General features: G+C 40.0%; 22 protein-coding genes, 1 rRNA gene and 1 pseudogene. All 24 read right to left on the bottom strand.

Features of this window, described 5'->3' with window-relative positions; genetic code table 11:
* Positions 1–219 precede the first annotated feature (219 nt).
* Positions 220–1,770, bottom strand: a 16S ribosomal RNA gene (locus FI644_RS09300).
* 342 nt (positions 1,771–2,112) lie between these two features.
* Positions 2,113–3,549: a lysine--tRNA ligase gene (gene lysS / locus FI644_RS09305; RefSeq protein ID WP_053479386.1), complete on the bottom strand. Its 1,437-nt coding sequence runs from the start codon at positions 3,547–3,549 to the stop codon at positions 2,113–2,115.
* Positions 3,550–3,815: 266 nt separating this feature from the next.
* A complete protein-coding gene (gene dusB, locus FI644_RS09310; protein WP_053479385.1) occupies positions 3,816–4,817 on the bottom strand; it encodes a tRNA dihydrouridine synthase DusB in 1,002 nt (333 codons plus the stop codon).
* Between the two features lie 132 nt (positions 4,818–4,949).
* Positions 4,950–5,168: a helix-turn-helix domain-containing protein gene (locus FI644_RS09315; protein ID WP_053479384.1), complete on the bottom strand. Its 219-nt coding sequence runs from the start codon at positions 5,166–5,168 to the stop codon at positions 4,950–4,952.
* A complete protein-coding gene (gene folK / locus FI644_RS09320) occupies positions 5,120–5,647 on the bottom strand; it encodes a 2-amino-4-hydroxy-6-hydroxymethyldihydropteridine diphosphokinase (RefSeq protein ID WP_053479383.1) in 528 nt (175 codons plus the stop codon). The genes FI644_RS09315 and folK overlap by 49 nt, the downstream gene beginning before the upstream one ends.
* Complete coding sequence (gene folB / locus FI644_RS09325) at positions 5,647–6,009, bottom strand: dihydroneopterin aldolase (RefSeq protein ID WP_053479382.1); 363 nt, start codon at positions 6,007–6,009, stop codon at positions 5,647–5,649. Before folB ends, folK begins: the two co-directional genes overlap by 1 nt.
* Positions 6,002–6,835, bottom strand: coding sequence for a dihydropteroate synthase (folP, locus tag FI644_RS09330; protein ID WP_053479381.1), 834 nt, complete (start codon positions 6,833–6,835; stop codon positions 6,002–6,004). The genes folB and folP overlap by 8 nt, the downstream gene beginning before the upstream one ends.
* Before the next feature lie 16 nt (positions 6,836–6,851).
* Complete coding sequence (gene pabC, locus FI644_RS09335; protein WP_056681705.1) at positions 6,852–7,709, bottom strand: aminodeoxychorismate lyase; 858 nt, start codon at positions 7,707–7,709, stop codon at positions 6,852–6,854.
* Between the two features lie 3 nt (positions 7,710–7,712).
* Positions 7,713–8,306, bottom strand: a complete 594-nt coding sequence (pabA, locus tag FI644_RS09340; RefSeq protein ID WP_053479379.1) for an aminodeoxychorismate/anthranilate synthase component II — start codon at positions 8,304–8,306, stop codon at positions 7,713–7,715.
* Positions 8,290–9,719: pseudogene (locus FI644_RS27480) on the bottom strand (anthranilate synthase component I family protein). The gene pabA and the pseudogene FI644_RS27480 overlap by 17 nt, the downstream one beginning before the upstream one ends.
* Before the next feature lie 197 nt (positions 9,720–9,916).
* Entirely contained in the window at positions 9,917–10,846 is a 930-nt protein-coding gene (cysK, locus tag FI644_RS09350; RefSeq protein WP_056681702.1) for a cysteine synthase A, read from the bottom strand.
* A 191-nt stretch (positions 10,847–11,037) separates the two neighbouring features.
* The gene (locus FI644_RS09355) at positions 11,038–11,934 is read right to left on the bottom strand and encodes a peptidyl-prolyl cis-trans isomerase (protein WP_053479376.1); all 897 of its coding nucleotides are present in this window, start codon (positions 11,932–11,934) and stop codon (positions 11,038–11,040) included.
* A 27-nt stretch (positions 11,935–11,961) separates the two neighbouring features.
* Positions 11,962–12,840, bottom strand: a complete 879-nt coding sequence (gene hslO / locus FI644_RS09360; protein WP_056681699.1) for an Hsp33 family molecular chaperone HslO — start codon at positions 12,838–12,840, stop codon at positions 11,962–11,964.
* Positions 12,841–12,875: 35 nt separating this feature from the next.
* The gene (locus FI644_RS09365) at positions 12,876–13,652 is read right to left on the bottom strand and encodes a type III pantothenate kinase (protein WP_172797593.1); all 777 of its coding nucleotides are present in this window, start codon (positions 13,650–13,652) and stop codon (positions 12,876–12,878) included.
* A gap of 145 nt (positions 13,653–13,797) precedes the next feature.
* A complete protein-coding gene (gene ftsH, locus FI644_RS09370) occupies positions 13,798–15,789 on the bottom strand; it encodes an ATP-dependent zinc metalloprotease FtsH (protein ID WP_056681695.1) in 1,992 nt (663 codons plus the stop codon).
* A gap of 146 nt (positions 15,790–15,935) precedes the next feature.
* Entirely contained in the window at positions 15,936–16,481 is a 546-nt protein-coding gene (gene hpt / locus FI644_RS09375) for a hypoxanthine phosphoribosyltransferase (protein ID WP_053479372.1), read from the bottom strand.
* 23 nt (positions 16,482–16,504) lie between these two features.
* Entirely contained in the window at positions 16,505–17,893 is a 1,389-nt protein-coding gene (gene tilS / locus FI644_RS09380) for a tRNA lysidine(34) synthetase TilS (protein ID WP_056681692.1), read from the bottom strand.
* Between the two features lie 93 nt (positions 17,894–17,986).
* Positions 17,987–18,970, bottom strand: coding sequence for a serine/threonine protein kinase PrkT (prkT, locus tag FI644_RS09385; RefSeq protein WP_053479370.1), 984 nt, complete (start codon positions 18,968–18,970; stop codon positions 17,987–17,989).
* A complete protein-coding gene (locus tag FI644_RS09390) occupies positions 18,939–19,676 on the bottom strand; it encodes a vWA domain-containing protein (protein WP_053479369.1) in 738 nt (245 codons plus the stop codon). The genes prkT and FI644_RS09390 overlap by 32 nt, the downstream gene beginning before the upstream one ends.
* Before the next feature lie 89 nt (positions 19,677–19,765).
* Positions 19,766–22,252 (bottom strand): stage II sporulation protein E, encoded by a 2,487-nt coding sequence (gene spoIIE, locus FI644_RS09395; RefSeq protein WP_142108243.1) that lies wholly within the window; start codon positions 22,250–22,252, stop codon positions 19,766–19,768.
* Positions 22,253–22,679: 427 nt separating this feature from the next.
* Positions 22,680–23,138 (bottom strand): S1 domain-containing RNA-binding protein, encoded by a 459-nt coding sequence (locus FI644_RS09400; RefSeq protein WP_053479367.1) that lies wholly within the window; start codon positions 23,136–23,138, stop codon positions 22,680–22,682.
* A gap of 87 nt (positions 23,139–23,225) precedes the next feature.
* A complete protein-coding gene (locus tag FI644_RS09405) occupies positions 23,226–23,633 on the bottom strand; it encodes an FtsB family cell division protein (protein WP_053479366.1) in 408 nt (135 codons plus the stop codon).
* Positions 23,634–23,646: 13 nt separating this feature from the next.
* A complete protein-coding gene (gene yabQ, locus FI644_RS09410; protein WP_053479365.1) occupies positions 23,647–24,279 on the bottom strand; it encodes a spore cortex biosynthesis protein YabQ in 633 nt (210 codons plus the stop codon).
* Positions 24,276–24,581, bottom strand: a complete 306-nt coding sequence (gene yabP / locus FI644_RS09415; protein ID WP_053479364.1) for a sporulation protein YabP — start codon at positions 24,579–24,581, stop codon at positions 24,276–24,278. The genes yabQ and yabP overlap by 4 nt, the downstream gene beginning before the upstream one ends.

Consider the following 24,581-nt stretch of genomic DNA (forward strand, 5'->3'; position numbering starts at 1 on the left):
ATCTGCTTGTTGCTCATTGCCCTCATGGTTTACACTCTTACTTGGTTTTAAAAACTCAATATAAGAGAAAAAACTAAGATGGCGATTACTCGGTTATTCTTCTTTATTACATTATCTAGTTTTCAAAGAACAAAAAAGTTTCGAGAGAAAATTACTCTCTCAAAACTGAACGAACAATGAAACGTCTTTTAATGAAGTTAGACTTCATTTCATCCTTAGAAAGGAGGTGATCCAGCCGCACCTTCCGATACGGCTACCTTGTTACGACTTCACCCCAATCATCTGTCCCACCTTAGGCGGCTGGCTCCTTGCGGTTACCCCACCGACTTCGGGTGTTACAAACTCTCGTGGTGTGACGGGCGGTGTGTACAAGGCCCGGGAACGTATTCACCGCGGCATGCTGATCCGCGATTACTAGCGATTCCGGCTTCATGCAGGCGAGTTGCAGCCTGCAATCCGAACTGAGAATGGTTTTATGGGATTGGCTAAACCTCGCGGTCTTGCAGCCCTTTGTACCATCCATTGTAGCACGTGTGTAGCCCAGGTCATAAGGGGCATGATGATTTGACGTCATCCCCACCTTCCTCCGGTTTGTCACCGGCAGTCACCTTAGAGTGCCCAACTGAATGCTGGCAACTAAGATCAAGGGTTGCGCTCGTTGCGGGACTTAACCCAACATCTCACGACACGAGCTGACGACAACCATGCACCACCTGTCACTCTGTCCCCCGAAGGGGAACGTCCTATCTCTAGGATTGTCAGAGGATGTCAAGACCTGGTAAGGTTCTTCGCGTTGCTTCGAATTAAACCACATGCTCCACCGCTTGTGCGGGCCCCCGTCAATTCCTTTGAGTTTCAGCCTTGCGGCCGTACTCCCCAGGCGGAGTGCTTAATGCGTTTGCTGCAGCACTAAAGGGCGGAAACCCTCTAACACTTAGCACTCATCGTTTACGGCGTGGACTACCAGGGTATCTAATCCTGTTCGCTCCCCACGCTTTCGCGCCTCAGTGTCAGTTACAGACCAGAAAGTCGCCTTCGCCACTGGTGTTCCTCCAAATCTCTACGCATTTCACCGCTACACTTGGAATTCCACTTTCCTCTTCTGCACTCAAGTCTCCCAGTTTCCAATGACCCTCCCCGGTTGAGCCGGGGGCTTTCACATCAGACTTAAGAAACCACCTGCGCGCGCTTTACGCCCAATAATTCCGGACAACGCTTGCCACCTACGTATTACCGCGGCTGCTGGCACGTAGTTAGCCGTGGCTTTCTGGTTAGGTACCGTCAAGGTACCGCCCTATTCGAACGGTACTTGTTCTTCCCTAACAACAGAGTTTTACGATCCGAAAACCTTCATCACTCACGCGGCGTTGCTCCGTCAGACTTTCGTCCATTGCGGAAGATTCCCTACTGCTGCCTCCCGTAGGAGTCTGGGCCGTGTCTCAGTCCCAGTGTGGCCGATCACCCTCTCAGGTCGGCTACGCATCGTCGCCTTGGTGAGCCGTTACCTCACCAACTAGCTAATGCGCCGCGGGCCCATCTGTAAGTGATAGCCGAAGCCATCTTTCAGCTTTTCTACATGAGTAGAAAAGGATTATCCGGTATTAGCTCCGGTTTCCCGAAGTTATCCCAGTCTTACAGGCAGGTTGCCCACGTGTTACTCACCCGTCCGCCGCTAATCTTTGGGAGCAAGCTCCCTCAGATTCGCTCGACTTGCATGTATTAGGCACGCCGCCAGCGTTCGTCCTGAGCCAGGATCAAACTCTCCAATAAAGAGTAAGATTAGCTCTTAAGTTTTAAAACTTGAATTAACGTTGACGTTTTTTTGTTCGTTCAGTTTTCAAAGAGCAATGATTGTTATTACTCTGCCGCTCAAGGCGACTTTTAAATACTATCACATTCATTGTGTTTAAGTCAATAACTTTTTTAATTTCTTTTTTCAAAAGTTATCGTCTCGCAACAACAGATATTAATATACCACCATATTTACGCGGTTGCAATATGTTTTTTCGATATTTATCTTTAGAATTCAAAGAAAAAATATTCATATTATTTATTGAAATACAAAAAAGGTAAAGCACATAAAATATCATGCCTTACCTCTGATAAAGTTATTTAACGGTGACGCATTAACGGGAATAATAAGACATCTCTAATGGAAGGAGAATTTGTTAAAAGCATGACAAGGCGATCGATACCAATCCCAAGCCCTCCCGTTGGAGGCATTCCGTATTCTAATGCTTCAATGAAATCATCATCCATCATATGAGCTTCGTCATTACCTTGCTCACGTTCTTTGAGCTGAGCTTCAAAACGTTGTCTTTGATCAATAGGATCATTAAGTTCTGTGAATGCATTCGCATGCTCACGTGCAACAATAAATAGCTCAAACCGATCCGTAAACCTTGGATCTTCATCATTTTTCTTTGCAAGCGGAGAAATTTCAACAGGGTGTCCAAAAATGAATGTTGGCTGAATTAATTTCTCCTCTACTTTTTGCTCAAAAAATTCATTTACAATATGGCCATAAAGCATATGTTCAGTAATTTCTACCCCATGCTCTTTCGCTAATTGCTGCGCTTCTTCCTTGCTCATCTCTTTCCAGAAGTCTACCCCTGTGTATTCCTTAATCGCATCTACCATATGAAGTCTTTTCCACTCTGGTTTTAAGTCAACTTCATATTCTCCATATTGCACCGTAGTTGTTCCAAGTACTTCCTGTGCGATGTGTGCAATTAGGTTTTCAGTTAAGCTCATAATGTCGCGATAGTCAGCATATGCTTCATATAATTCAATCATCGTAAATTCCGGATTATGGCGTGTTGAAACACCTTCATTACGGAAGACACGGCCGATTTCATACACCTTCTCTAAGCCGCCAACAATCAAACGCTTCAAATGTAGTTCAATTGCGATACGCATGTACAGCTCCATATCAAGTGCATTATGGTGGGTAATAAACGGACGAGCTGAAGCTCCACCAGCAATTGAGTGCATCATTGGGGTTTCTACTTCTAAGTACCCTTGGCTATCTAGATAGCGGCGCATGGATTGGATAATCCGACTACGGTCAACGAATGTTTTTTTGCTTTCCTCGCTCATGATTAAATCCAAATAACGTTGACGGTATCGTTGCTCAACGTCCTTTAAACCATGGAATTTATCCGGGAGTGGTCGTAACGCTTTCGTTAAAAGTTCAAATTCCTGAACCTTTACAGAAAGTTCGCCTACTTTTGTTTTAAAAAGAGTTCCTGAAACGCCAACGATATCCCCAAGATCAACCGAGTCGAAAATTTCATATTTTTCATCACCAATTGCATCTTTACGAACATAGATTTGAATTTGTCCAGATAAATCCTGGATATGTGCAAAACCCGCTTTTCCTTTCCCGCGCTTTGTCATGATACGGCCTGCAAGTGCTACTGTTATATTTTTTTCTTCAATCTCTTCTTTTTCAAGTGCTTCATATTGTTCGATCAATTCCTTAGTTTGATGAGAACGATCAAAACGCTTTCCAAAAGGATCTAGTCCTTGATTGCGAAGGCTATTCATTTTTTCCCTTCTGACGATTAATTGGTCATTTAATTCTTCATGACTCTGGCTCACTTATATCATCTCCATTATTTTGTAAATCTTTTTTATGTAAAGCTTATGCACAATAAAAGATTTCTCACTTCTATTATTCTACACAATGTGGACCGGACAGACATCAATAATATGAATAAATAGAATAAAAACTGCCAGTAGGTCACTGGCAGTTCTCTTTCGTTCAAAAGTATTATAGATAAAGAAAATTCCAAAGTCAAACATCACCACTGTTATCCCGCTTGGATTTGACTCTGTTCCTTTTCCTCTACTTCTATTACAAGTGCATTTAACAATGTAACAAGATCTTCTCTTGTATGACACTCATTGATCGCATTTCGTGCTTTTGCATTTCCACGAATCCCTTTTAGGTACCAAGCAGCATGCTTACGCATCTCACGAACAGCTATATACTCGTTTTTCAAAGCGATTAAACGATCTAAATGAAGGATGCAAACATTAATTTTCTCCCGCACACCCGGCTCACCCATTAATTCCCCTGATTCTAGGTATTTAACTGTACGGTAAATCATCCATGGGTTCCCTAATGCAGCTCTACCAATCATGACACCATCACAGCCTGTTTCATCAAGCATACGTTTAGCATCTTGAGGCGTTTGCACATCTCCGTTTCCAATTAGTGGAATATTGATACTTTGCTTCACTTCACGAATAATATCCCAATTTGCATTTCCTTCATACATTTGTACACGTGTACGTCCATGCATCGCAACAGCCTTTCCGCCCGCACGTTCAACTGCCTGTGCATTACGAACAGCGTAAATATGGTCTTCATCCCATCCCATACGCATTTTAACGGTAACCGGTTTCTCAACTGCATCTGTTACAGCTGAGACCATTTCATAAATTTTATCTGGATCAAGCAGCCATTTCGCCCCTGCATCACATTTAGTGATTTTAGGTACAGGGCAGCCCATATTAATATCGATAATGTCCGCGTTTGTACTTTTATCAACAAATCTCGCCGCTTCAACCAATGTCTCTTTTTCACCGCCAAAAATTTGCAGGCTTAGCGGCTTTTCTCTTTCATCGATGTAAAGCATGTTCATTGTCTTTTCATTCTTAATAACGATGCCTTTATCACTGACCATTTCAGCACACACTAATCCAGCACCGAATTCTTTGACAGTAAGTCTAAAAGCTGAATTGCAAACTCCTGCCATTGGCGCAAGTACAACACGATTTTTTAATTCTATATCGCCAATTTTAAACATAGTAAACCTCCTAATTCGCAATAAGAAAGCGCCTTGTTGAGGTAGACAAGCATAAAACAAGTCTTTCAACCCAAGGCGCAGCAGCTAGAAATCTATCTAACCTAAAGTTACATCCCTTATTTAAGTAAATATCTATTCTCTATTTTCATCTGGGGGAGTTAAATCTTCAACGGTAATATTTAGCATGAAAGCAACCCGCCCTAAAAAGTCTGCAGCCGGCATTCTGTTCCCTCTTTCAATCTCTCCTAATATCGATACTGATACACCAAGCTCCTTGGCAAAGCTTTCCTGTGTAAAGCCTTTTAGTTTACGAAAAGCGCGAATACGTCTTCCCCATTTTTCCGCTTCCATATCCGTACTCCCTCTCTATCAGGTATATCCTCTAAACTTGCTTGAAGAGGCTTTTCCATCGTCGGAAGCTTGATGCTGGACTGAATCTCAAGTAGAGGGATCATAACAAAAGCTCTCTCTTGCATCCGAGGATGAGGAACTAATAACTTCTCTGTTTTAATATTTTCTTGATTATACAGTAAAATGTCAAGGTCTATCGTTCGAGGACCCCAGCGTATTTCCCTCTTTCTCCCAAGGTCCTTTTCGATAGCAAGGCACGCTTCCAACAATTGAATTGGGCTTAAAGCCGTGTTCACTTGTATGACCATATTTAAAAATTGCTCTTGATCCTCATACCCAACTGGATCCGTTTCATAAATGGATGAAGCATTCACTACATTCACATCTGGAAGAGAGTTCAACTCCTCGATCGCTTGCTTTAAATGCTCGAAACGGTTCCCAATGTTGGAGCCTAGTGCAATATACGCTTCATTATTCATTACATCCTGCTCCTTGTTACTTCAACCGCAACGGATTCATAATGTCCTGGAATAGGCGGATCTGGTTTAATTACCCTCACAGTCACTTGAGATATAGGTTCAAAACGGTCAAGCATTTCCCCGGCAATCTTTTCAGCAACTGCCTCGACAAGCTTATAAGGTTTTCCTTCAACAATCTCTTTGCAAACTTGATAGATTTCTCCATAATTAATTGAGTATTCGAGCTGATCCGTTTCCCCTGCTTTTTTTAAATTAGTTTCCACAGTTAAATCGACCATAAATCTTTGTCCTAGATGGGTTTCCTCAGGAAAAACCCCATGATATCCATAAAAAGCCATCTTATTTAAAATAATTTTATCCATGATAAACTCCCTTACCTACTAGTGCATCCATCATTTTTGCCATTCGAGCCATTTCTTTCACATCATGAATGCGCATAATGTGACATCCCTTCTGAATTCCATAACAAACAGTCGCCCCAGTCCCTTCCATCCGCTCATCAACAGGCAAGTCTAACACCCCGCCAATCATAGACTTTCGAGAGGTTCCAAGTAAAACAGGATATCCAAGGGATACTAGCTTGTCCAAATCTCTCATCATTTCTAGATTATAAGATAAGTCTTTAGCAAAGCCAATTCCCGGGTCTAAAATAATATTCTCATCCTTAACTCCAGCCTGCCTCACAAGCGAGATGCTTTCATACAGATCATTAACCACATCACGGTAAAAAGCGGAGTAATCTTGGTTTGCACGATTATGCATTAACACAATTGGAACTTGAAGTTCAGCAGCAACCCTCGGCATGTCCTCATCCGCTTTCGCACCCCAAATATCATTTATGATATGGGCTCCTGCCTTTATCGCTTCTTTTGCCACTTCAGCCTTATATGTATCTATTGAGATCGGTATATTTACTGCTTCTGAAACTGCCCGAATAATAGGAGTGACCCGCTCTATTTCTTCTTCAGCAGATACCTTAATAAATCCAGGTCTGGTAGATTCTCCTCCAATATCAATAATATCTGCCCCATCCTGTACCATTTGCATAGCCCGTTCCACCGCTTGGTCCAAGTGATTATACTTGCCCCCATCAGAAAAAGAATCAGGCGTAATATTTAAAATCCCCATAATTAGCGTCTTCTTGCTGTAATCCAATGAATAAGGACCACATTGAATAATTGTAGACATGTATTTTTACCTCCTTTTACCACTCATTCCTGCTCCACAAGTACCCGCTAAGGTTCTTATATTGCTTTTGAAGATCTTGTACAAAGCCGCCGTTATTGCCTGGCATCTCGCTCCCAGCAAATGAATAAATCGGAACAATTTCCTGGATGGAATTCGTAACGAAGATCTCATCTGCCTTTTTGGCTTCAGCCGTTTGAAAGAAACCTTCTTCAACAGCTATTCCATTCCTTTGGGCTAGCTTTATAATTAATTTTCTTGTAATCCCATTTAAAATGCCCGTTTCAATCGCCGGCGTATACAATACATTCTCTTTTAGCCAAAATAAATTCGAGACAATTCCTTCTGCTAAAAACCCTTCTTTGGTTAGAAAGATCCCTTCACATTCAGGCATATCCCCTATTTCCCTCTTTGCTAAAATATTATTTAAATAATGATGTGACTTTAAACGCTCCACACCTTCAGGGGTATTCCGATTCAAAGTTAATATAACCGCCTTTTTTTCCTGTCCGATCATTGATGGAGGCAGAGGCTTTGCAAAGATAATCAAATTGGGATAAAGATAAGGATCTGGCTGCAGTCCGATTTCCCCTACGCCCGCTGATACATTCAAACGGATGTAAGCATCAGTTAAACGATTTTTTGCTAAAAGCAGGCGCAGCGCACTCTGTATCTCCTCCCTCGAATAAGAAACTTTCATGTTAAGCACTTCTAAACTATTATTCAGCCTTTCCAGATGATCATCCAATAAAAAGGGATGTCCATCATAGACTCTGAATGTTTCAAAAAGACCCATTCCGTATAAGTATCCATGGTCAAACGGGGAGATAACAGCCTCTTCCTTCCCGACAATTTTTCCATTCATATAGATAAACATAGCCTAATCACCCCTTAATACTTCCATTTTTGAATAATAGCTTAGGAAGTTCTTGAGCAAATCCTTTCCTGCCGTTGTCATGATCGATTCTGGATGAAATTGAACACCTTCTACCGGCAGTTCCTTATGGCGAATGGCCATGATTTCACCTTCAGCCGTCCAGGCGGATACTTCGAGGCAAGAAGGCAGTGTTTCCTTCCTGACAATTAGGGAATGATATCTTGTTGCCGGAAAAGGATTGGGCAGCCCTTGGAAGATCGTTCTCCCATCATGATGCATATTAGATGTTTTTCCATGCATCAGCCGCTCTGCTTGAACGACCTCACCACCAAAAACCTGAGCAATTGATTGGTGCCCAAGGCAAACCCCGAAGATTGGTATATGACCAGCAAATGCCTTGATTGCTTCTATGCTAATACCCGCTTCATTCGGACTGCAAGGCCCAGGAGAAACCATTAAAAACTTTGGCTTTAATTCACAAATTTCTTCAATCGACGTTTCATCATTTCTTCTAACAACTAATTCTTCGCCTAGCTCACCTAGGTACTGAACGAGATTATATGTGAATGAATCATAGTTATCAATCATAAAAATCATCATTAATCACCTTTTTCCTGTTCTGCCATTTCTTTTGCCATCCATAAAGCAATAGCCTTTTTTAATGATTCTTTATATTCATTTACTGGGTTTGAATCAATGACAACACCTGCACCCGCCTGAACATGTGCAAACCCATCCTTCACTAGCATTGTTCGAATAATAATATTCAGCTCAAGATCTCCATTAAAATTAATCCATCCGAACGAACCTGTATAAGGTCCTCTCGTCACAGGTTCCAATTCCTCGATAATTTCCATTGTTCTTATCTTCGGAGCCCCTGTAATCGTCCCTCCGGGGAACACAGCATCAATTAAATCAAACCCATCTTTGCCATCAGCAAGTTCACCTCTTACATTTGACACAATATGCATGACATGAGAATACTTTTCGATCACCATAAACTCATCTACTTCAACAGACCCATATGTGCAGACACGGCCAAGATCATTTCTTTCTAAATCGACGAGCATCACATGTTCTGCCCGTTCCTTTTCATTTTCAATTAACTCATTTGCCAGTTCAAGATCTTCTGATTCATCTTTTCCGCGGGACCTTGTTCCTGCGATCGGCCGAGTGCTAACCTCTTTTCCCTTTTTCTTAATCAATAACTCTGGCGATGCACTGACAAGCTGATATTCAGGTGTTTGGATATATCCCATATATGGAGAGGGATTTAACTCCCTAAGCTTTTCATAAACATCCAGTGCTGGAAGGGAGATCGGCTGGCTTTGACGGACAGATAAGTTCACCTGAAAAACGTCACCCTGTGAAATGTAATGCTGTACACGCTGAACCGCCTGAATAAATATCTCCTCACTCATGGAGACTTCTTTTTGCGTGCTTATTTCAGTTGCGTTTTTTTGAATTTGGAAGAGCATATTCCGCTATCCATCGCCTCTTCCAATTTTCAGCTCTGTTTTCAACTTCTTCCCTCTCATCAGACTGCTCATATAGAAACATAAGCCACAAAACTTCAGCCTGATGATCGAACACAAACCATTCCTTAAAAACTAAAAAGTGAATATCAGGCATTTGCAAATCATCTCTTGCTAATTCCGGCAGTTTTTCAATATAACGGCCATAATCATAGCTAATTAAACCGATTGCGCCACCCTGAAAATCAGGGAACTCCTCATACCTTTCTGCTTCATATTGACTGAGCCAGTCTTTAAACAAATGCAGCGGATTTCCTTCAAGGGTTTGTCTTCCTTCTTTATGTATTACTTCTAACTTTGAGTTTTTCCCGATTAAAACCGTTTCTGGATCAAAGGCTGCAATGCTGTAGCGTCCGCCGCGCCCGCTTTCCAATAATATATGATGCTCTTTCTCTAAGGAAATTTTGCGATATTGCGGAAAAAGACGATTATAAGTATAAGGAATCTTTTTTGCGTGTAAATGGTATTTTTTCATCGGAAGGCACCCCCATGTATTCTCTTTTTTCATCATACATGAAGAACGCCTCTCTTTCATTTTAATTTAGAAATTTTGAATAAATGGATAGGCGCTGGGGCTGAACGAAGAGGAACTCATCACAAAGTTTTCCATAACAGTGGTTTTTTCCTAATCAAAAAAAGCAACAGTCAAAAATGACCGTTGCCTTTTGCTGATTATTCCGTTTCAAATTGGTACAATGGAGTGCTTAAATAACGTTCTCCATTACTAGGAAGGATCGCAAGCACTTTCTTGCCCTTTCCAAGCTCTTTCGCAATCTTTAATGCAGCGAAAATAGCTGCTCCTGAAGAAATGCCTCCAAGAATCCCTTCTTCTTTTGCTGCACGGCGAGCATACTCAAATGCCTCATCATTCGTCACTTGGATCACTTCATTATAGATTTCTGTATTAAGAATATCTGGGACAAACCCAGCACCAATTCCTTGAATTTTGTGTGGACCCGGTTTTCCGCCTGATAAAACCGGAGAGTCTGTTGGTTCTACCGCATAAATTTTGATATTCTCATATTTTTCACGAAGAACTTCACCCGCTCCGGATATTGTACCGCCAGTTCCAATTCCTGAAATAAACGCATCTAGCTGGTCACCCATTTGTTCTGTAATTTCTTTTCCAGTTGTTTTCCGATGAATTTCTGGGTTAGCAGGATTTTGGAATTGTTGAGGCATGAAATAGCCATGCTCCTTTGCAAGCTCTCCCGCCTTGCGAATCGCTCCATTCATTCCCTCCGCTCCAGGTGTTAAAACAAGCTCCGCCCCATAAGCACGAAGGAGATTCCGTCGTTCCATACTCATTGTATCAGGCATAACTAATACCGCCTTATACCCTTTTGCAGCAGCAATCATCGCCAGGCCAATTCCTGTATTCCCGCTTGTCGGCTCAATGATGGTTACTCCTTCTTTTAATTCTCCACTTTCTTCTGCCGCTTCAATCATCGCAAGAGCAATACGATCCTTCACACTGCTCCCGGGATTCATATATTCTAATTTGACAAACACATCTGCACTATTCTCATCAACGATGCGATTAAGTTTCACAATTGGAGTCTGGCCTACTAATTCTGCAATCGAATTTGCTACACGTACCACTTGCCCCACCTCTTATTCCGAGTATTTTTATTGGTTTAATTAAAACTTACCAAGTAAAGCCTATAAAGTCAATTGTTTTGCAATGGAAAATTCAATTTTCAATTAAATTTCATACTTTCGCCTAATCTTTATTAACCTATCCCTAAAACCCAGAAAAAAACACGGACTTGGTCCGTGTTTCTTTTATTTTCCTAGTGAGCCTCAAGCTCTCCATAAAACCATTCAATATCCGTTTCATTCCATAGCGGCTTCGCAGAAACAGGGATTTCCATTTGCTCTAACGCAATCTGCCTTCTAATCTGATCTTTTACATCCTTATATTTGTACTCCTTGCCCTTAACAGCTTCATGAAGCATAACAATTGCATAGCTGTCCTCAAGCTTTATTGGTTTACTCCATTTACCCGGCTTTAGTTTTTTTATTATTTGAAGAAAGTCCTTTGAATAACGGTCGCTATCTTCATTTATGTAGCCAGCATCTCCGCCGAGATTAGCCGTAAACTCATCAATCGAGCGTTCCATTGCTAGCACTGCAAAGCTAGACCCTTGCTCCAACTCCTTCAGCGTTTGTTCCGCTGCTTTTTTTGTTTTGACTACAATTTTAGAAATATGATAGGAGTCAGGCAAATGAAACTGCTTTTTATTCTGATCGTAATAACTCTTCATTTCTTTTTCTGATACTTTAACATCCTTTGTTAAGATTTCTTCAAGCATCAAGCTGCTTTTTATTTGCTCACGCATTTTTTCCTCATCTGATGACTGGTAACCACCAGAGGAGCCATACATTGTTTTAATAACCATGAGTTCCCGTTCAACCGCTTGATCTGATATTTTTATATCGTACTTCTTCCCGGCAGTTTCTATGATTTTTTGGTCAACTAGTTCACTCAGTATTTCTTTTCCGTATCTAGACTCCATTTCATTCAGCCAATCTTGCCGTGTGATCTTTTCCTTTCCTACCTTTGCCACAACTTCACTGCTGCCTGTACTCCCTTTAGAAATTAAAAAAGCCACGGTCAAGCAATTAAGCAAAATGAGTCCAGCTATCACTATCCAAAGTTTCTCTCTTTTTAACCTCTCCTTCTTCACCTTAACCTCCCCCTAAAACTCCACCTTTTACTTCGCTTCTTGCTTAAACTTTTCTAATTCTTCCTTTGAATAATGGTACATTTCATTACAGAAGTGGCATTGTGCCTCTGCTTTGCCTTCTGTATCAATCATATCTTGAATTTCCTCTTTTCCAAGACTAGTGATTGCATCTGCAAACCTTTCCTTGGAGCAAGTACACGTGAATGCCACAGGTAACTTCTCAAGTATCTTCACATTTTCCTTCCCTAATAGCTCACTTAATAGTTCTTCTGGTGATAGCCCTTGTTGTATGAGTTTAGATACAGGAGGGATCTGTTTTAAGCGATTTTCAATATCTGTAATTGTTTCATCATCAGTTCCCGGCATAAGCTGCAAAATGAACCCACCAGCAGCAAGAATCGTATTATCAGGATTAACAAGTACTCCTACACCAACAGAAGATGGTGTTTGTTCCGAAGTAACAAAATAGTACGTGAAATCTTCTCCTAATTCACCAGATACAATTGGAACCTGACCTGTAAAATGCTCCCTCATCCCGATATCTTTCACAACAGTTAATGTCCCTGTTGTCCCGACTGCACGGCGAACATCGAGTTTCCCTTGTTCATTTAAATCAAAATGGGTTTGCGGATTCGTCACGTATCCCCTTACTTCCCCTTTTGAATTACTAACCACTAAGATAGGACCGATCGGACCGCCGCCCTCTATTTTAATTGTTATCTTTTCCTCACCTTTCAACATGGCACCCATCATCACACCAGCTGACATGGCTCTCCCTAATGCTGCAGAAGCTGTTGGCCAAGTTTGATGACGGCGCTGTGCCTCACCAACCGTTTCCGTTGTCCGAACAGCATATGCCCGGACTTGTCCATTATAAGCAAGTGCTTTAATTAAATAATCACTCATTTGTAAACCCCTTTCACTTGTCAATCTCTTGTTATTTATTTTAATGTCTCCATATTACGCTTATAAATAATCTGAAGGCCTTTTAAAGTTAAAAATGGATCAACAATATCAATAATCGTTGATTCTTTTGCAATTAAGCTTGCTAATCCACCGGTTGCGATAACGGTAGGATTTCCTTTTGCCTGATCCTTCATTCTCTTAACAATTCCTTCTACTTGACCAACATAACCAAATAAGATTCCTGCCTGCATCGCTGCCACCGTGTTCTTCCCAATAATATCATCGGGTCGTGCGATTTCAATTCTTGGCAGCTTGGCAGCTCTTGAATATAATGCCTCCGTCGAAATCCCAATTCCCGGGGCAATTGCACCGCCCATATATTGTTTATGCTCATTGACATAGCAATAGGTAGTCGCTGTTCCAAAATCAACAATAATAAGCGGACTGCCATAGTCATGAATGGCAGCAATAGCATTCACAATGCGGTCTGCTCCAACTTCTCTTGGGTTTTCATATTTAATATTTAACCCTGTTTTCATACCAGGGCCAACAATTAGCGGTTTTATATGAAAGTATTTATGACACATTCTTTCAAGTGCATTCATTATCGGTGGGACAACCGAAGAAATAATAATTCCATCTATATCAGCAAATTTCAACTCTACATGGTCAAACAGTGACTTAATCAGCATGCCATATTCATCTTCTGTTTTATTTCGGTTCGTTTCAATTCTCCAATGGTATTTCAGAGTATCTCCGTCATATACACCTAGAACCATATTTGTATTCCCTATATCAAATACGAATATCAATCTTCTCACCACTTTTTTTATAGTTAAATTCGACAATGTTTTCACTGAACACATCATAACATAACTCGGTTAGCAACGTGTAATCGGAATTAAATCGATGTAAATTTCGCGAAAAAAAAGCGCTCTGCTAGGAGCGCTTTTCCATTTATTCTTTTCGATCGTCCTTCGTTTCTTGCGGACTTTCTTCTCTAGAAGAAGCTGAATCTTCTTCTTTTGCCTCTGTCGTTTTTTCAGGAAGTTCTTCTTTATTGACGTTAATATTTACTTTAACATCTCCAGCAGATGCTTCATCTGTTTTGACAGGACGATCAGGTAATGTACCATGATCAATTAGATGCTTAATTTGTTCCGCATCGAGCGTTTCTACTTCTAGTAGCGTATTGGCAATTAAATCAAGTTTTTTGCGATTTTCAGTAAGTACCTTTTTCGCCTTTGCATAACAATCCTTAATTATACGCTGAATTTCTAAATCAATCTCATAGGCAATCGCATCAGAGTAATTCTGATCGTTATTGAAATCTCTTCCTAAGAAGACCTGACCGCCTTGGGATTGGCCAAACTGTAACGGACCGAGCTTATCGCTCATTCCAAATTCTGTTACCATTCTTCTAGCAATTCCTGTTGCACGCTGGAAGTCATTATGAGCGCCAGTACTTACTTCGCCAAACACAATTTCCTCTGCAACACGGCCACCAAGTAGACCGACAATTTTATCAAGAAGCTCTGGTTTTGTCATAAAGAAGCGATCTTCTTTCGGAAGCATAACAGCATATCCGCCAGCTTGCCCACGAGGGACAATCGTTACTTTATGAACCATTTCTGCTTCTTCAAGAACTACACCTATAACTGTATGACCCGCTTCATGGAAGGCAACGATGTTTCTTTCCTTTTTAGAAATCACACGGCTTTTCTTCGCAGGACCAGCAATTACACGGTCAGTTGCTTCGTCGATATCAGTCATATCAATTTTTTTCTTATCCCGACGAGCCGCAACAAGGGCTGCTTCATTCAATAAGTTTTCTAAATCAGCACCTGAGAATCCAGGAGTACGCTGTGCAATGGCTTTTAGATTAATACCTTCATCTAATGGCTTATTGCGGGCATGTACTTTAAGAACTGCTTCACGTCCAATAACATCTGGGCGATCAACTGTAATCTGACGGTCAAAACGTCCTGGACGAAGCAATGCTGGATCTAGAATATCCGGGCGGTTTGTTGCAGCAACAATAATAATTCCTTCGTTGGCGCCAAATCCATCCATTTCAACAAGCAATTGGTTAAGCGTTTGTTCACGTTCATCGTGACCGCCGCCTAAGCCAGCACCACGCTGGCGTCCAACCGCATCAATTTCATCAATAAATATAATACATGGTGCATTTTTCTTAGCATTTTCGAATAAATCACGTACACGTGATGCACCAACACCGACAAACATTTCAACGAAGTCTGAACCACTAATAGAGAAGAACGGGACACCAGCCTCACCAGCTGCAGCTCGCGCAAGCAACGTTTTACCTGTACCTGGAGGTCCTACAAGAAGCACACCTTTCGGAATTCTAGCTCCTAGTTCTGCAAACTTTCTCGGGTCTTTCAAAAATTCAACGACTTCAACAAGCTCTTGCTTTTCTTCATCCGCTCCTGCTACATCCTTAAAGCGGACTTTCTTTTTACTGTCATCATAGAGCTTTGCCTTACTTTTACCAAAGTTCATCACACGGCTTCCACCGCCCTGTGCTTGGTTTAGTAAGAAGAAGAACAAAATAAAAATAATGATGAAAGGGATAATTGAAGTGAAGAATGTAACCCATCCACTTGTTTCCTTAGCTGGCTGAAAATCCACCTCAGCGTTTTGTGCAGCAAGTGCATCAATTCGATCAAGTATCTTATCACTGTTTACAACATAAGTAACAAAATACTTGCCTTCTTCGTAGCCTTCAAGCTGGCCCTTTACTTCAAAAACGCCTCTCTCAGGCTGCATCGTAATGGATTTAATGTCACCATTTTCTAAATGTGTAACAAATTCATCATAAGAGACTTGTTTCGTTGGCTCATTGTTCCCATTAAAGAAACTAACGACGCCGATAATTACCAAAAATATTAATAAATAAAAGATGGTATTCCGGAAGATCCGATTCATCCTTTACCTCCTCCCACGGTAAACAAACTATAATGTATAGTATCATAGAAAATCGTGCCAATACAAGGATTTGCACTTGACAAAACTGGTTCACTTCTTCATGTAGAAAGGATCATTCTTGGATGTTTCTTCTTACAATTATTGACTTAATTATTATCACTATATACTTCAGGCTTTAGTACACCAATATATGGAAGGTTCCGGTATTTCTCAGCATAATCAAGACCATACCCAACAACAAACTCATCAGGAACGATAAATCCAACATAATCTGCTTTAATATCTGCCTTACGTCCTGTTGGTTTGTCCAGTAATGTAACAATTTTGATTGATTTTGCCTTGCGATAACGGAATAATTCAACTAAATAACTTAAAGTCAAACCACTGTCGATGATATCTTCAATAATTAAGATATCTCTGCCTTCAACAGATGTGTCAAGATCTTTAACAATTTTAACCTCACCCGATGAAACAGTTGACTTGCCATAGCTGGAAACATCCATAAAGTCCATTTCAAGATACGTATCGATTCGTTTTAACAAATCACCCATAAATGGCATAGCACCTTTTAAAACGCCAATAGCAAGGGGGAAATTATCTTTATACTCCTCAGTTAGCTCTGCAGCAAGGCCCTTAATTTTTTCTTGAATTTCTTCTTCTGTTATTAAAATTTTCTCGATATCATTTTTCATTTTCAGCGTGCCTCCTAGAAGAATCATTGCCTTATGTAAGTTAAAAGAATAAAGTTAGCATTCGACTGCTGCCCAGTTGAAGAATGAGATTTTTTTAATCCTGGCACCCACAAGATTTGGCCATTGCTGTCTGTTACAATTGGCCAAAAATTTCTTTCTTGCAAAGGCACTTTATAATCGATAAAAATATCTTTTACCTTCTTCGACCCTTGCATTCCTTTCAATGTCATACGGTCTCCATCTTTCCTCGTTCGAATAACAAGAGGAAGCAAAGAATCGTCCCGCTGTATAAGAAGGGAATTTGCTTGAATAGAACCTTCAGGACAGTTTGTAAATTCGAACATCATACAGCTGCCATTGGGTAATTCGACTTTTCCAGGCTCATTCATTTCAAAACGATAGGATTGTATTGGTTGAAGACGAAAAAGGAATTGACATTTCTCGTATGAACGCACAACTTTCAAACCGTTTGGGAAATGAAGTGTTCCGGATGGGTGGGGACTGCTCATTAATGCAAAAACATTCTCAATATGTAAGGCAGATAAAGATGTAGGTTTTTCCTTATAAAGATAGTTTAATATTAGTTGAATCCCTCTTCTTTGTAAAGGCATTGGCATTTCTCGAAATTCTTTAATATTTATTATTATTTCCCTAGTTGCCTTCTTTTCCATTACTTTATTCATTTTTTGGATCGTTAATTCCTGCAAAAAAGCTTCATCACTTTGAATTTCTTCGCTAAATCGCTGAAAATGCACATGAACATGGGGATTTTCCTTTTTTAAAAAGGGCATAACTTCCTTCCGAAACCGATTGCGGCTGTACATTCCCTTTTCATTACTTGGATCTCGGCGCGGATCAAGCTGATGGCTTATGCAATATTCTTCAATTTCCAATCGATTCAAGCATAGAAAAGGCCGAAGGATATATCCATTTCCAAACGGTCTGCTAAAAGCGATCCCCGCTCTTGCATCTCCTGAGCTTCCTCTGGTTAGCCTCATAAGAATCGTTTCTACCTGATCATCCCCATGGTGGCCGAGGGCAAGGTAGTCTGAATGATGCTTTTCCATCATTTGTTCATAAAATTGATATCTGCATTCTCTAGATGCAGCCTGAGCGCTTTTGCCTGTCTCTTCAATATAGTTAGGAACATCTATTCTCGTCATTTCAAAAGGGATGTTTCTTTCCTCACAAAATTGCTGAACAAATTGTGCTTCTGCATAAGATTCTTCGCCTCTAAACATATGATCCACATGAGCGGCAACAACTGATAAATCGAACGTTTGTTTCTTCCCCCACAAATAATGAAGCAGGGCCAGTGAGTCTGGTCCACCTGACACCCCAATTAAAAGTTTCTTATTATTTAACTCTATACCTTTTCGCTGTAAAAAAGCTTTGATCTTGGCATCCAGCATATACTTCTTCCTTATCATAAAAATATAATGTCTAAATATGTTCTTCTTGAAGCATAGCATAGATGACTTGCATGAAACTAATCATTTAATTTTTTATGTTAATTGACCATAAATATAGAACATATAGAGAAGAGAAATAATAATAAAAATTAAAGTGGTTTCAAAAAGACCGCTTCTTTTCTTTTTTTTAGTATACGTTTGCCTGCTTACACTTTTATTCGATTGTCTTGTTTGAGTTTGTGTTCTTTGGGGAGGGCGTGTTTTATGATTAGGGTGGGGCTGGTTAAACTGCAGCATCGCCGTCCTCATTTCCTTCGCACTTGAAAAGTTCCCTTTTAAGGCATGTATTAAGGTGCCTTCATATTTTTTGAGCTCATCTTTCCCCTTAATCATGACCTCAAGCTGTTTAAGGTCACCTGAGGTTTTATTGAATCGCTTTGGGTAAGAGATATTAATAAGGATCATAGCAACTGCAAAAAGATCGTAGCTCGGATCAGCCTTCCTCGATCCGAGTCCCCAATACCCTCGATCAAAGAATTCTGTGAACTCCTTAATTGCCCTTCCTTGAATAGTCGTTCCACCGACATCAATACAACGTATACGCGCTGGCGGCCCTGTTACGATCAAATTATCGGGCTTCAGGTCACCAAACACCCAGCCATTTTGATGAAGCGTATGCAAATCGTTTAAAAGCTGTAATATAAGCACTTCTACCCATACTCGCCCATTTTGCTGAATATAGGTTAATAAATCTGGACCTTGGATATATTCCATTACATAAAAGGAAATTTGCCCGCCCCTTTGCTGCCAGTCATCAACATCAAGTAAAGAAGGCCCGAGGGCAGACCCTTGGACCTTTGCAAAGGATTTTAGAACATTCACTTCACTAGTAATAGACATGCCATTATCACTCATTTTCAGCGCAACCGACTGATTGCGGAATTGAGCTAAGTAGACAATACCGTTTGCCCCAAATCCTAGTTCCTTTATAATTCTATATTGATTATGGTGCCATTTTCCTTCTATAAGTGTTCCTGGCTTTACATTAAACTGATTCTTCAAAGAATGATTCATCATCACGAGAGAACAAACTCCTTAATGATCGTTTTTTCTTAAAATAAGTTAATGCCTCACGAATGGCAGGGCCCGTTGGGGTGATTCCGCCAGTTGTTAATTTCCCAAATATACTTGTGAGCGAACCAAGATTCGGAGTCCAGTCCAGAACCTTTTCGACTTCTTTCTTTCTGGCCGGAAAGACGAATACGCTAAAATGATTATCACCTGAACGGGCATTTAAACTTAAGGAAAGATCGAGCAAGGCTTCTTTTACAGTCGGAAGCTTCTCTTTCATACTCGCACTCATATCCACTAGTATAAGCACTTCCAGCTCAACGGTTTCACCAAGCTCATCAACAACCTCCATCACTTCTCCTCTCTGGTCCGGCGGGAGATCCTCTACTTTTTTGCTGCCCCCTAGAATTTGCTGCAGCTCACGATTGACAACTCCCTGCAAGGTTTGTGTCATCGCCTTTCTCGTAACCATTTGAACGGTTTGTGATAGTTGCTTTGCATAAACAACCTGACTGACGCCTCCGCCTGACATCGCGATGCCCTCGATTTCATTCATTCCCTTTTCATCAATGACATCATGTTCCATCACACCGATGACATTCACTGTAATCCCCTGCTCTTTTGCTAACGCGGCCATCGCAATTGGGTCCTCTCCTTGATTCGAGCAGCCGTCCGTAATTAATAAAATCTGCTTCAATGTTCCCGTTTTCATAAAACGTCCCTCCTATACCTTCGTTGTTCTCATTTTCGACCGGTAAGAAGGGAAATATACATATATTATTAGCTATTAGGTTAAATTAACTAATTAGCCATTTTTCTTATTTTATGAACAGGAATGCTAGTCCACTTCGGTGTATTATGCTTGATCTTAGCAACAATGACCGTCATATCATCCTCAATAAAGCCAGATCTTGAACGAATAACCTCTTCCATGATCAAATCGGCTACCGCCTGCGGGTCCTCTGTTTTCAATTCAATAATTTTCCTCTTCATCCATAAATCAAAATTTTCTACATGCTTCGGTCCCTCAAAAATCCCATCACTCATCATAATTAATAAATCCCCTGCTTTTAGCTGTTCACTGACAACATCTACTTCAAACTCTTGTATAATTCCCATTGGTAGGTTACTAGCCTGTATTTTTATTACCTTATCTCCTCTCCTGATAAAGCTTGGTGCCGACCCAATCTTCAGAAATTCCGCCCCTGCATTTTGGAGGTCAATCATCGCTAAATCTAATGTTGAGAAAATCTCATCAGTCGTGCGCAATGATAAAACAGAATTTACCGACTTAATGGCTACCTTTTCTTCAATCCCTGATTGCAAGATCTTTTGAAGCAGCTGAAGTGTCTCTTTACTTTCCACATGTGCTCGTTCTCCGTTCCCCATCCCATCACTAATAGCAATGGCATACTTTCCACAGCCAAGCTCCATCGTAGAATAACTGTCACCGGAAAGAAATCCCCCGTCTTTAGCTGCATGAGCAACCGCACTTTCAACAGTAAAGGCTTTAGCAGAACGGAAAGTTACATGGCAGAAACCATTAGGAAAGGTTGAACAATCCTCTGAACTGACAACAATGGATTCTCCAAGGATATCCGATAGCATCGGCGCAATCAGTTTCTCACATTCTCCATGCCCGTTGCAGTAAGGAATAGTCATATCAATATCTACATTTCTCTGTTCCAAGCTGTAAATCTCCACTTGTTCAATCTGAATACCAAACTCTTGTAAGGCTTCTAAAATAAGCTCTTCCTGTTTATGATGATTTTCTCTTTCCCTTTGAATTTCCTTTGCAAAATCACCCATCACCTCTGATACACCTAGTAATTGTTCAGCTACCAATCTTCTGCTTTCCTGTACCTGTTTCTTTAGTTTTTGATTCGCATGGTAAAAGGTTAACTCCTGTTGGATTGTATCTGTTACCTTCTTCGAACGTGTACAATGCTTTTCCCACTCTCGTGATAGCTTCGGCGATAAATCGCCATGATTATCTTCCATTTCATTCATAATTTCTTTCATGTAGTCATATGTTGTATCAAAGTTTCTTGTCCAGCAATGATCCTTTTTAAAGCATGTTTGACATGTTTTTTCGGTAACATTGCTTAGAAAATAATCTAACTCACGTGCTCCTTCATCCTCTTTCCATTCTGATGGCTCATCATAGGATGAAAAACTTTTTGAAAGGGCTTGAAATACGTTTGAGAATTGTGCCACTCTTTGAGCTGTAACATCTCGCATTTTCCGCATATATTGCTGTTGTTCCGCAGCATGTTCAGTTGTGCCTGGAATATGTTTTGCAAGCTTCGTTAATAACGCTTGAGGTGTAAAAATAAACAAGAGAATAGCAGCCGCTGTCTCTAATAAAGTTTTATAAAGAGCGCCTCCTCCTTCACCATACATCCCAATTAAGAGAGTAGCTATTAAAAGACCTGCCGACACACCTATCTTTCTTCCATCTTTTAATAGACCACCAAGCAGACCCGCAAAAGCTAGCAAACTCATATGGTGGAAACTTGTTATATTGGCAAGACTAAATATTAATCCTGTTACAACGCCTACCGTAGAGCCTACTGTTGCACCGGCAACAAAGGCAAATAATAACACTAAATATCTTGACATAACATGCTCAATGGAAAGCCCATAAACAGTCCAGCCAATCGTACCAGTCATGACGGTAGCCAACATAATAATTAGGCAAACGATCTCCTCTATCTTTAACGATTGCTTTCGCTTGTTAACAGACAATAATGGGAGACTCTGAACAAAAATGAGTGTAAGAATAAAACCTAAGCTTGCTTCTACACCAGCCATCATTCCATCAAAAAGTGTAAGCTGCTTCGTTACTATAAAATCTTCCAATAGTTTTCCTGCAGTAATTGTAAAAAACACAAAAAACGGCAATGCCTTAATCTCATTAGTAAGCCATTTTTTTGCGATACGATAGGCAAGCAAAAATAAAAAGCTAATTCCAAATGCAGATACAGCATGAGAAATAGATAGGGTTGCAGCTCCTGCGATCAATCCTATAAGAGCAATCGGTGCCTTTTCCTTTCTTAAAAAGTACACAGCTGCGAAGAAAGGGAGGCTAAAAGGTGTCAGTTGGGCTAAAATCAGCGCTCTTCCAAGTAAAAAACCGATCAATAAAAGAAGATAGCCTTTTTTTAGAAAGACAGTCTCACACATCTGCTGAAATTTATTTAATCCTTTTGTAAACTCCCATTTAGGTTTAGTAAAATTCACTTCTCCAAGCGGTTGGACTACATTCCTTTCTACACTATTTGCCATTTTAACTACACTCCCCACTTTTTATCGTTGCAAATCATTATAAGTTTGAAACAGAAAGAAGTTTGTCAAAATGGTGGACAAGACCACTTTTTTCGTTCGACTTATTTCCCTGAAATATCTAATAAGTAAACAAAATGATCGAATGAATCACACATCCTATTCCACTTTTTCGATCTTTAAAGGCTCAAAAGGGAAAAAAAGGAGAGATATATGCTTCATTTGCCTTAATGCTAAAAAGATTGACGAAATGATCGTTTTCGATACGACATAATCCTATAAAAAATTTATTAGCTTATTGAGAAACCGTTAGAAAAAGGCACCCTTTAAATAAAAAAAAGACAAGTCTATTTCAGACTTGTCTTTTATCTATGGGAATCATAAACGATAAACCCTGCTATTTAGAATAATATATCAATTAAGCAGCAAGTTACCCTCGTCTAGCGCCTCTTCCCCCACGTTTTGATTCAGTATTGCGTTTTAAAGATGATAAACGATCTTCACTATCCTTTAAGAAACGAGCCATTTTAGATTCAAAGTTTTCTCGGGAAGGACGATTATCATTTGATCTGCCTTGACGTGGACGTTGAGAATGTGAATGTCCCCTTGACTCTCTTCTGTCGCCTCTTTCAGGACGCTCTGTTCTTTCAGGCCGGTCTTTAGCTTTTTTAATGGATAAACCGATCTTTCCATCCTTTTCGACATTAATGACTTTAACCTCTACTTGGTCACCGACCTTAAGATGTTCATTAATATCCTTTACATAATTGTCTGCAACTTCACTAATGTGTACCAGACCTGTTGAGCCTTCCGGTAACTCCACAAACGCTCCGAAATTTGTAATTCCTGTTACCTTACCCTGTAACTTGCTGCCCACTTCGATTGACATAAAAAGATATTGCCTCCTTGAGTTATATAAAAAAATCAAACTTACTGTATATTATACAGAATATGAAAAAAGAGTTCAATACAAGGTCTAATTAGTTGATTTTCCCTTTTTGTCATTTTTTTCCTTATTCTCAGGGATATTAAAAATGACTTCCCCATTTTCAGAAAGGAAATAATCCTTCCTCGCAAGCTTTGAGATGTATTCATCATCATTTAACTTCACAATTTCTTCTTCTAACATCACTTCTTGTTTCTTTAGTAAGGCTAACTCCTGATCAAGCTTCTTTTTTTCTGCCCTTTTTTCATCAAGAACAGAGGATTGCGAAACGAGTGTGGAGATCATGAAAACAGAAAGGACAGCTGCTCCTATAAAAAATACGGTTAATCTTCTAAATAGACGTTTTCTTTTTATATTCCCACTAATCTCGGCTACTTCTTGCTGTTTTGCATAGCTTGTCTGTATTTTTGCTACATTTCTTTTCTTGATGGCACCCACTTCGCACCCTCCCTTACTTTTTATTTTTATTCCACCTAGATATCCATCTAAGGAAGTAATTCTTTATTTGTTTAATAATTCCTGCCATTCTATTATAAATCTTATCGACTGTTTTTTTAATATGTTTCGGCAAAAGTTTCCAAATTAGCAAAAAAATCCACTTTACAGGCAGTAAAATGAGTTTCAATATTAATAATACTAGTTTTAATACTGCTTTTAACAGTGAAAAAAGACCCTTTTCTAATAAAATGAATAAAGAAATGATCGCAACAATTAATGCACGAATCGGTTTATAAATAACAAAATGAAATAATTTCAACAAAAAGCGGTAAAAATTGATGACCATTGTTATAAGAATTTCTAGCAAACGAAGGTAGATTCCCTTAAATAAACTCTGGTAGGCTGCAAATCCGCATAAAAGGGCAAGAAATATATACCCTCTTAGTTCACCCTTATTGGCTAAAAACAAAATGTAAAAAATCGCCAACCCTTGTACAATCCAAAAGAGGATATCGTTTATAAAGACGATTAGACGGTTTCGCTCTGTCCGCTTTAAAAAACGATTGTATGTATCAAGGGCGGCGCCAAAGACACAACCCATGCCAACCATAGCTAGCATGGTGATAAATTGGGTAGTTAATGTCATCGGAATAACTTGCTAAAGAATCCTTTAGCCTTATCTCCATGCTGATCATCCAGATAGACGAGATCAAAGATTTTCCCCTTAATCGAGACAACACCCTTATCTACATCTAAATTCTTCATTTGCAGATTCTGACCCTTTATCGCTAGAAAACCCATAACTGTATCTAACAGAAACTCTTCATTATCAAAGCTCTCAACCTGCTTAACTCCAGTAATATCTAACAGCCTTCTGCCTCGCATGATGACATCATGTTCCTGGACATTTGTTTTCGTTGTTGAATTTGTCTCATAATATTGACTCAT

It is taken from the genome of Cytobacillus solani (genome assembly GCF_006704205.1).
In the GTDB taxonomy this organism is placed as follows: domain Bacteria; phylum Bacillota; class Bacilli; order Bacillales; family Cytobacillaceae; genus Cytobacillus; species Cytobacillus solani.

Bases quoted from the DNA above. Each gene is read 5' to 3' on its own strand.
- lysS (WP_053479386.1), bottom strand. From the start codon at position 3,549: ATGAATAGCCTTCGCAATCAAGGACTAGATCCTTTTGGAAAGCGTTTT.
- dusB (WP_053479385.1), bottom strand. From the start codon at position 4,817: ATGTTTAAAATTGGCGATATAGAATTAAAAAATCGTGTTGTACTTGCG.
- FI644_RS09315 (WP_053479384.1), bottom strand. From the start codon at position 5,168: ATGGAAGCGGAAAAATGGGGAAGACGTATTCGCGCTTTTCGTAAACTA.
- folK (WP_053479383.1), bottom strand. From the start codon at position 5,647: ATGAATAATGAAGCGTATATTGCACTAGGCTCCAACATTGGGAACCGT.
- folB (WP_053479382.1), bottom strand. From the start codon at position 6,009: ATGGATAAAATTATTTTAAATAAGATGGCTTTTTATGGATATCATGGG.
- folP (WP_053479381.1), bottom strand. From the start codon at position 6,835: ATGTCTACAATTATTCAATGTGGTCCTTATTCATTGGATTACAGCAAG.
- pabC (WP_056681705.1), bottom strand. From the start codon at position 7,709: ATGTTTATCTATATGAATGGAAAAATTGTCGGGAAGGAAGAGGCTGTT.
- pabA (WP_053479379.1), bottom strand. From the start codon at position 8,306: ATGATTTTTATGATTGATAACTATGATTCATTCACATATAATCTCGTT.
- hslO (WP_056681699.1), bottom strand. From the start codon at position 12,840: ATGAGTGATTATTTAATTAAAGCACTTGCTTATAATGGACAAGTCCGG.
- ftsH (WP_056681695.1), bottom strand. From the start codon at position 15,789: ATGAATCGGATCTTCCGGAATACCATCTTTTATTTATTAATATTTTTG.
- hpt (WP_053479372.1), bottom strand. From the start codon at position 16,481: ATGAAAAATGATATCGAGAAAATTTTAATAACAGAAGAAGAAATTCAA.
- tilS (WP_056681692.1), bottom strand. From the start codon at position 17,893: ATGCTGGATGCCAAGATCAAAGCTTTTTTACAGCGAAAAGGTATAGAG.
- prkT (WP_053479370.1), bottom strand. From the start codon at position 18,970: ATGATGAATCATTCTTTGAAGAATCAGTTTAATGTAAAGCCAGGAACA.
- FI644_RS09390 (WP_053479369.1), bottom strand. From the start codon at position 19,676: ATGAAAACGGGAACATTGAAGCAGATTTTATTAATTACGGACGGCTGC.
- spoIIE (WP_142108243.1), bottom strand. From the start codon at position 22,252: ATGGCAAATAGTGTAGAAAGGAATGTAGTCCAACCGCTTGGAGAAGTG.
- FI644_RS09400 (WP_053479367.1), bottom strand. From the start codon at position 23,138: ATGTCAATCGAAGTGGGCAGCAAGTTACAGGGTAAGGTAACAGGAATT.
- yabQ (WP_053479365.1), bottom strand. From the start codon at position 24,279: ATGACATTAACTACCCAATTTATCACCATGCTAGCTATGGTTGGCATG.
- yabP (WP_053479364.1), bottom strand. From the start codon at position 24,581: ATGAGTCAATATTATGAGACAAATTCAACAACGAAAACAAATGTCCAG.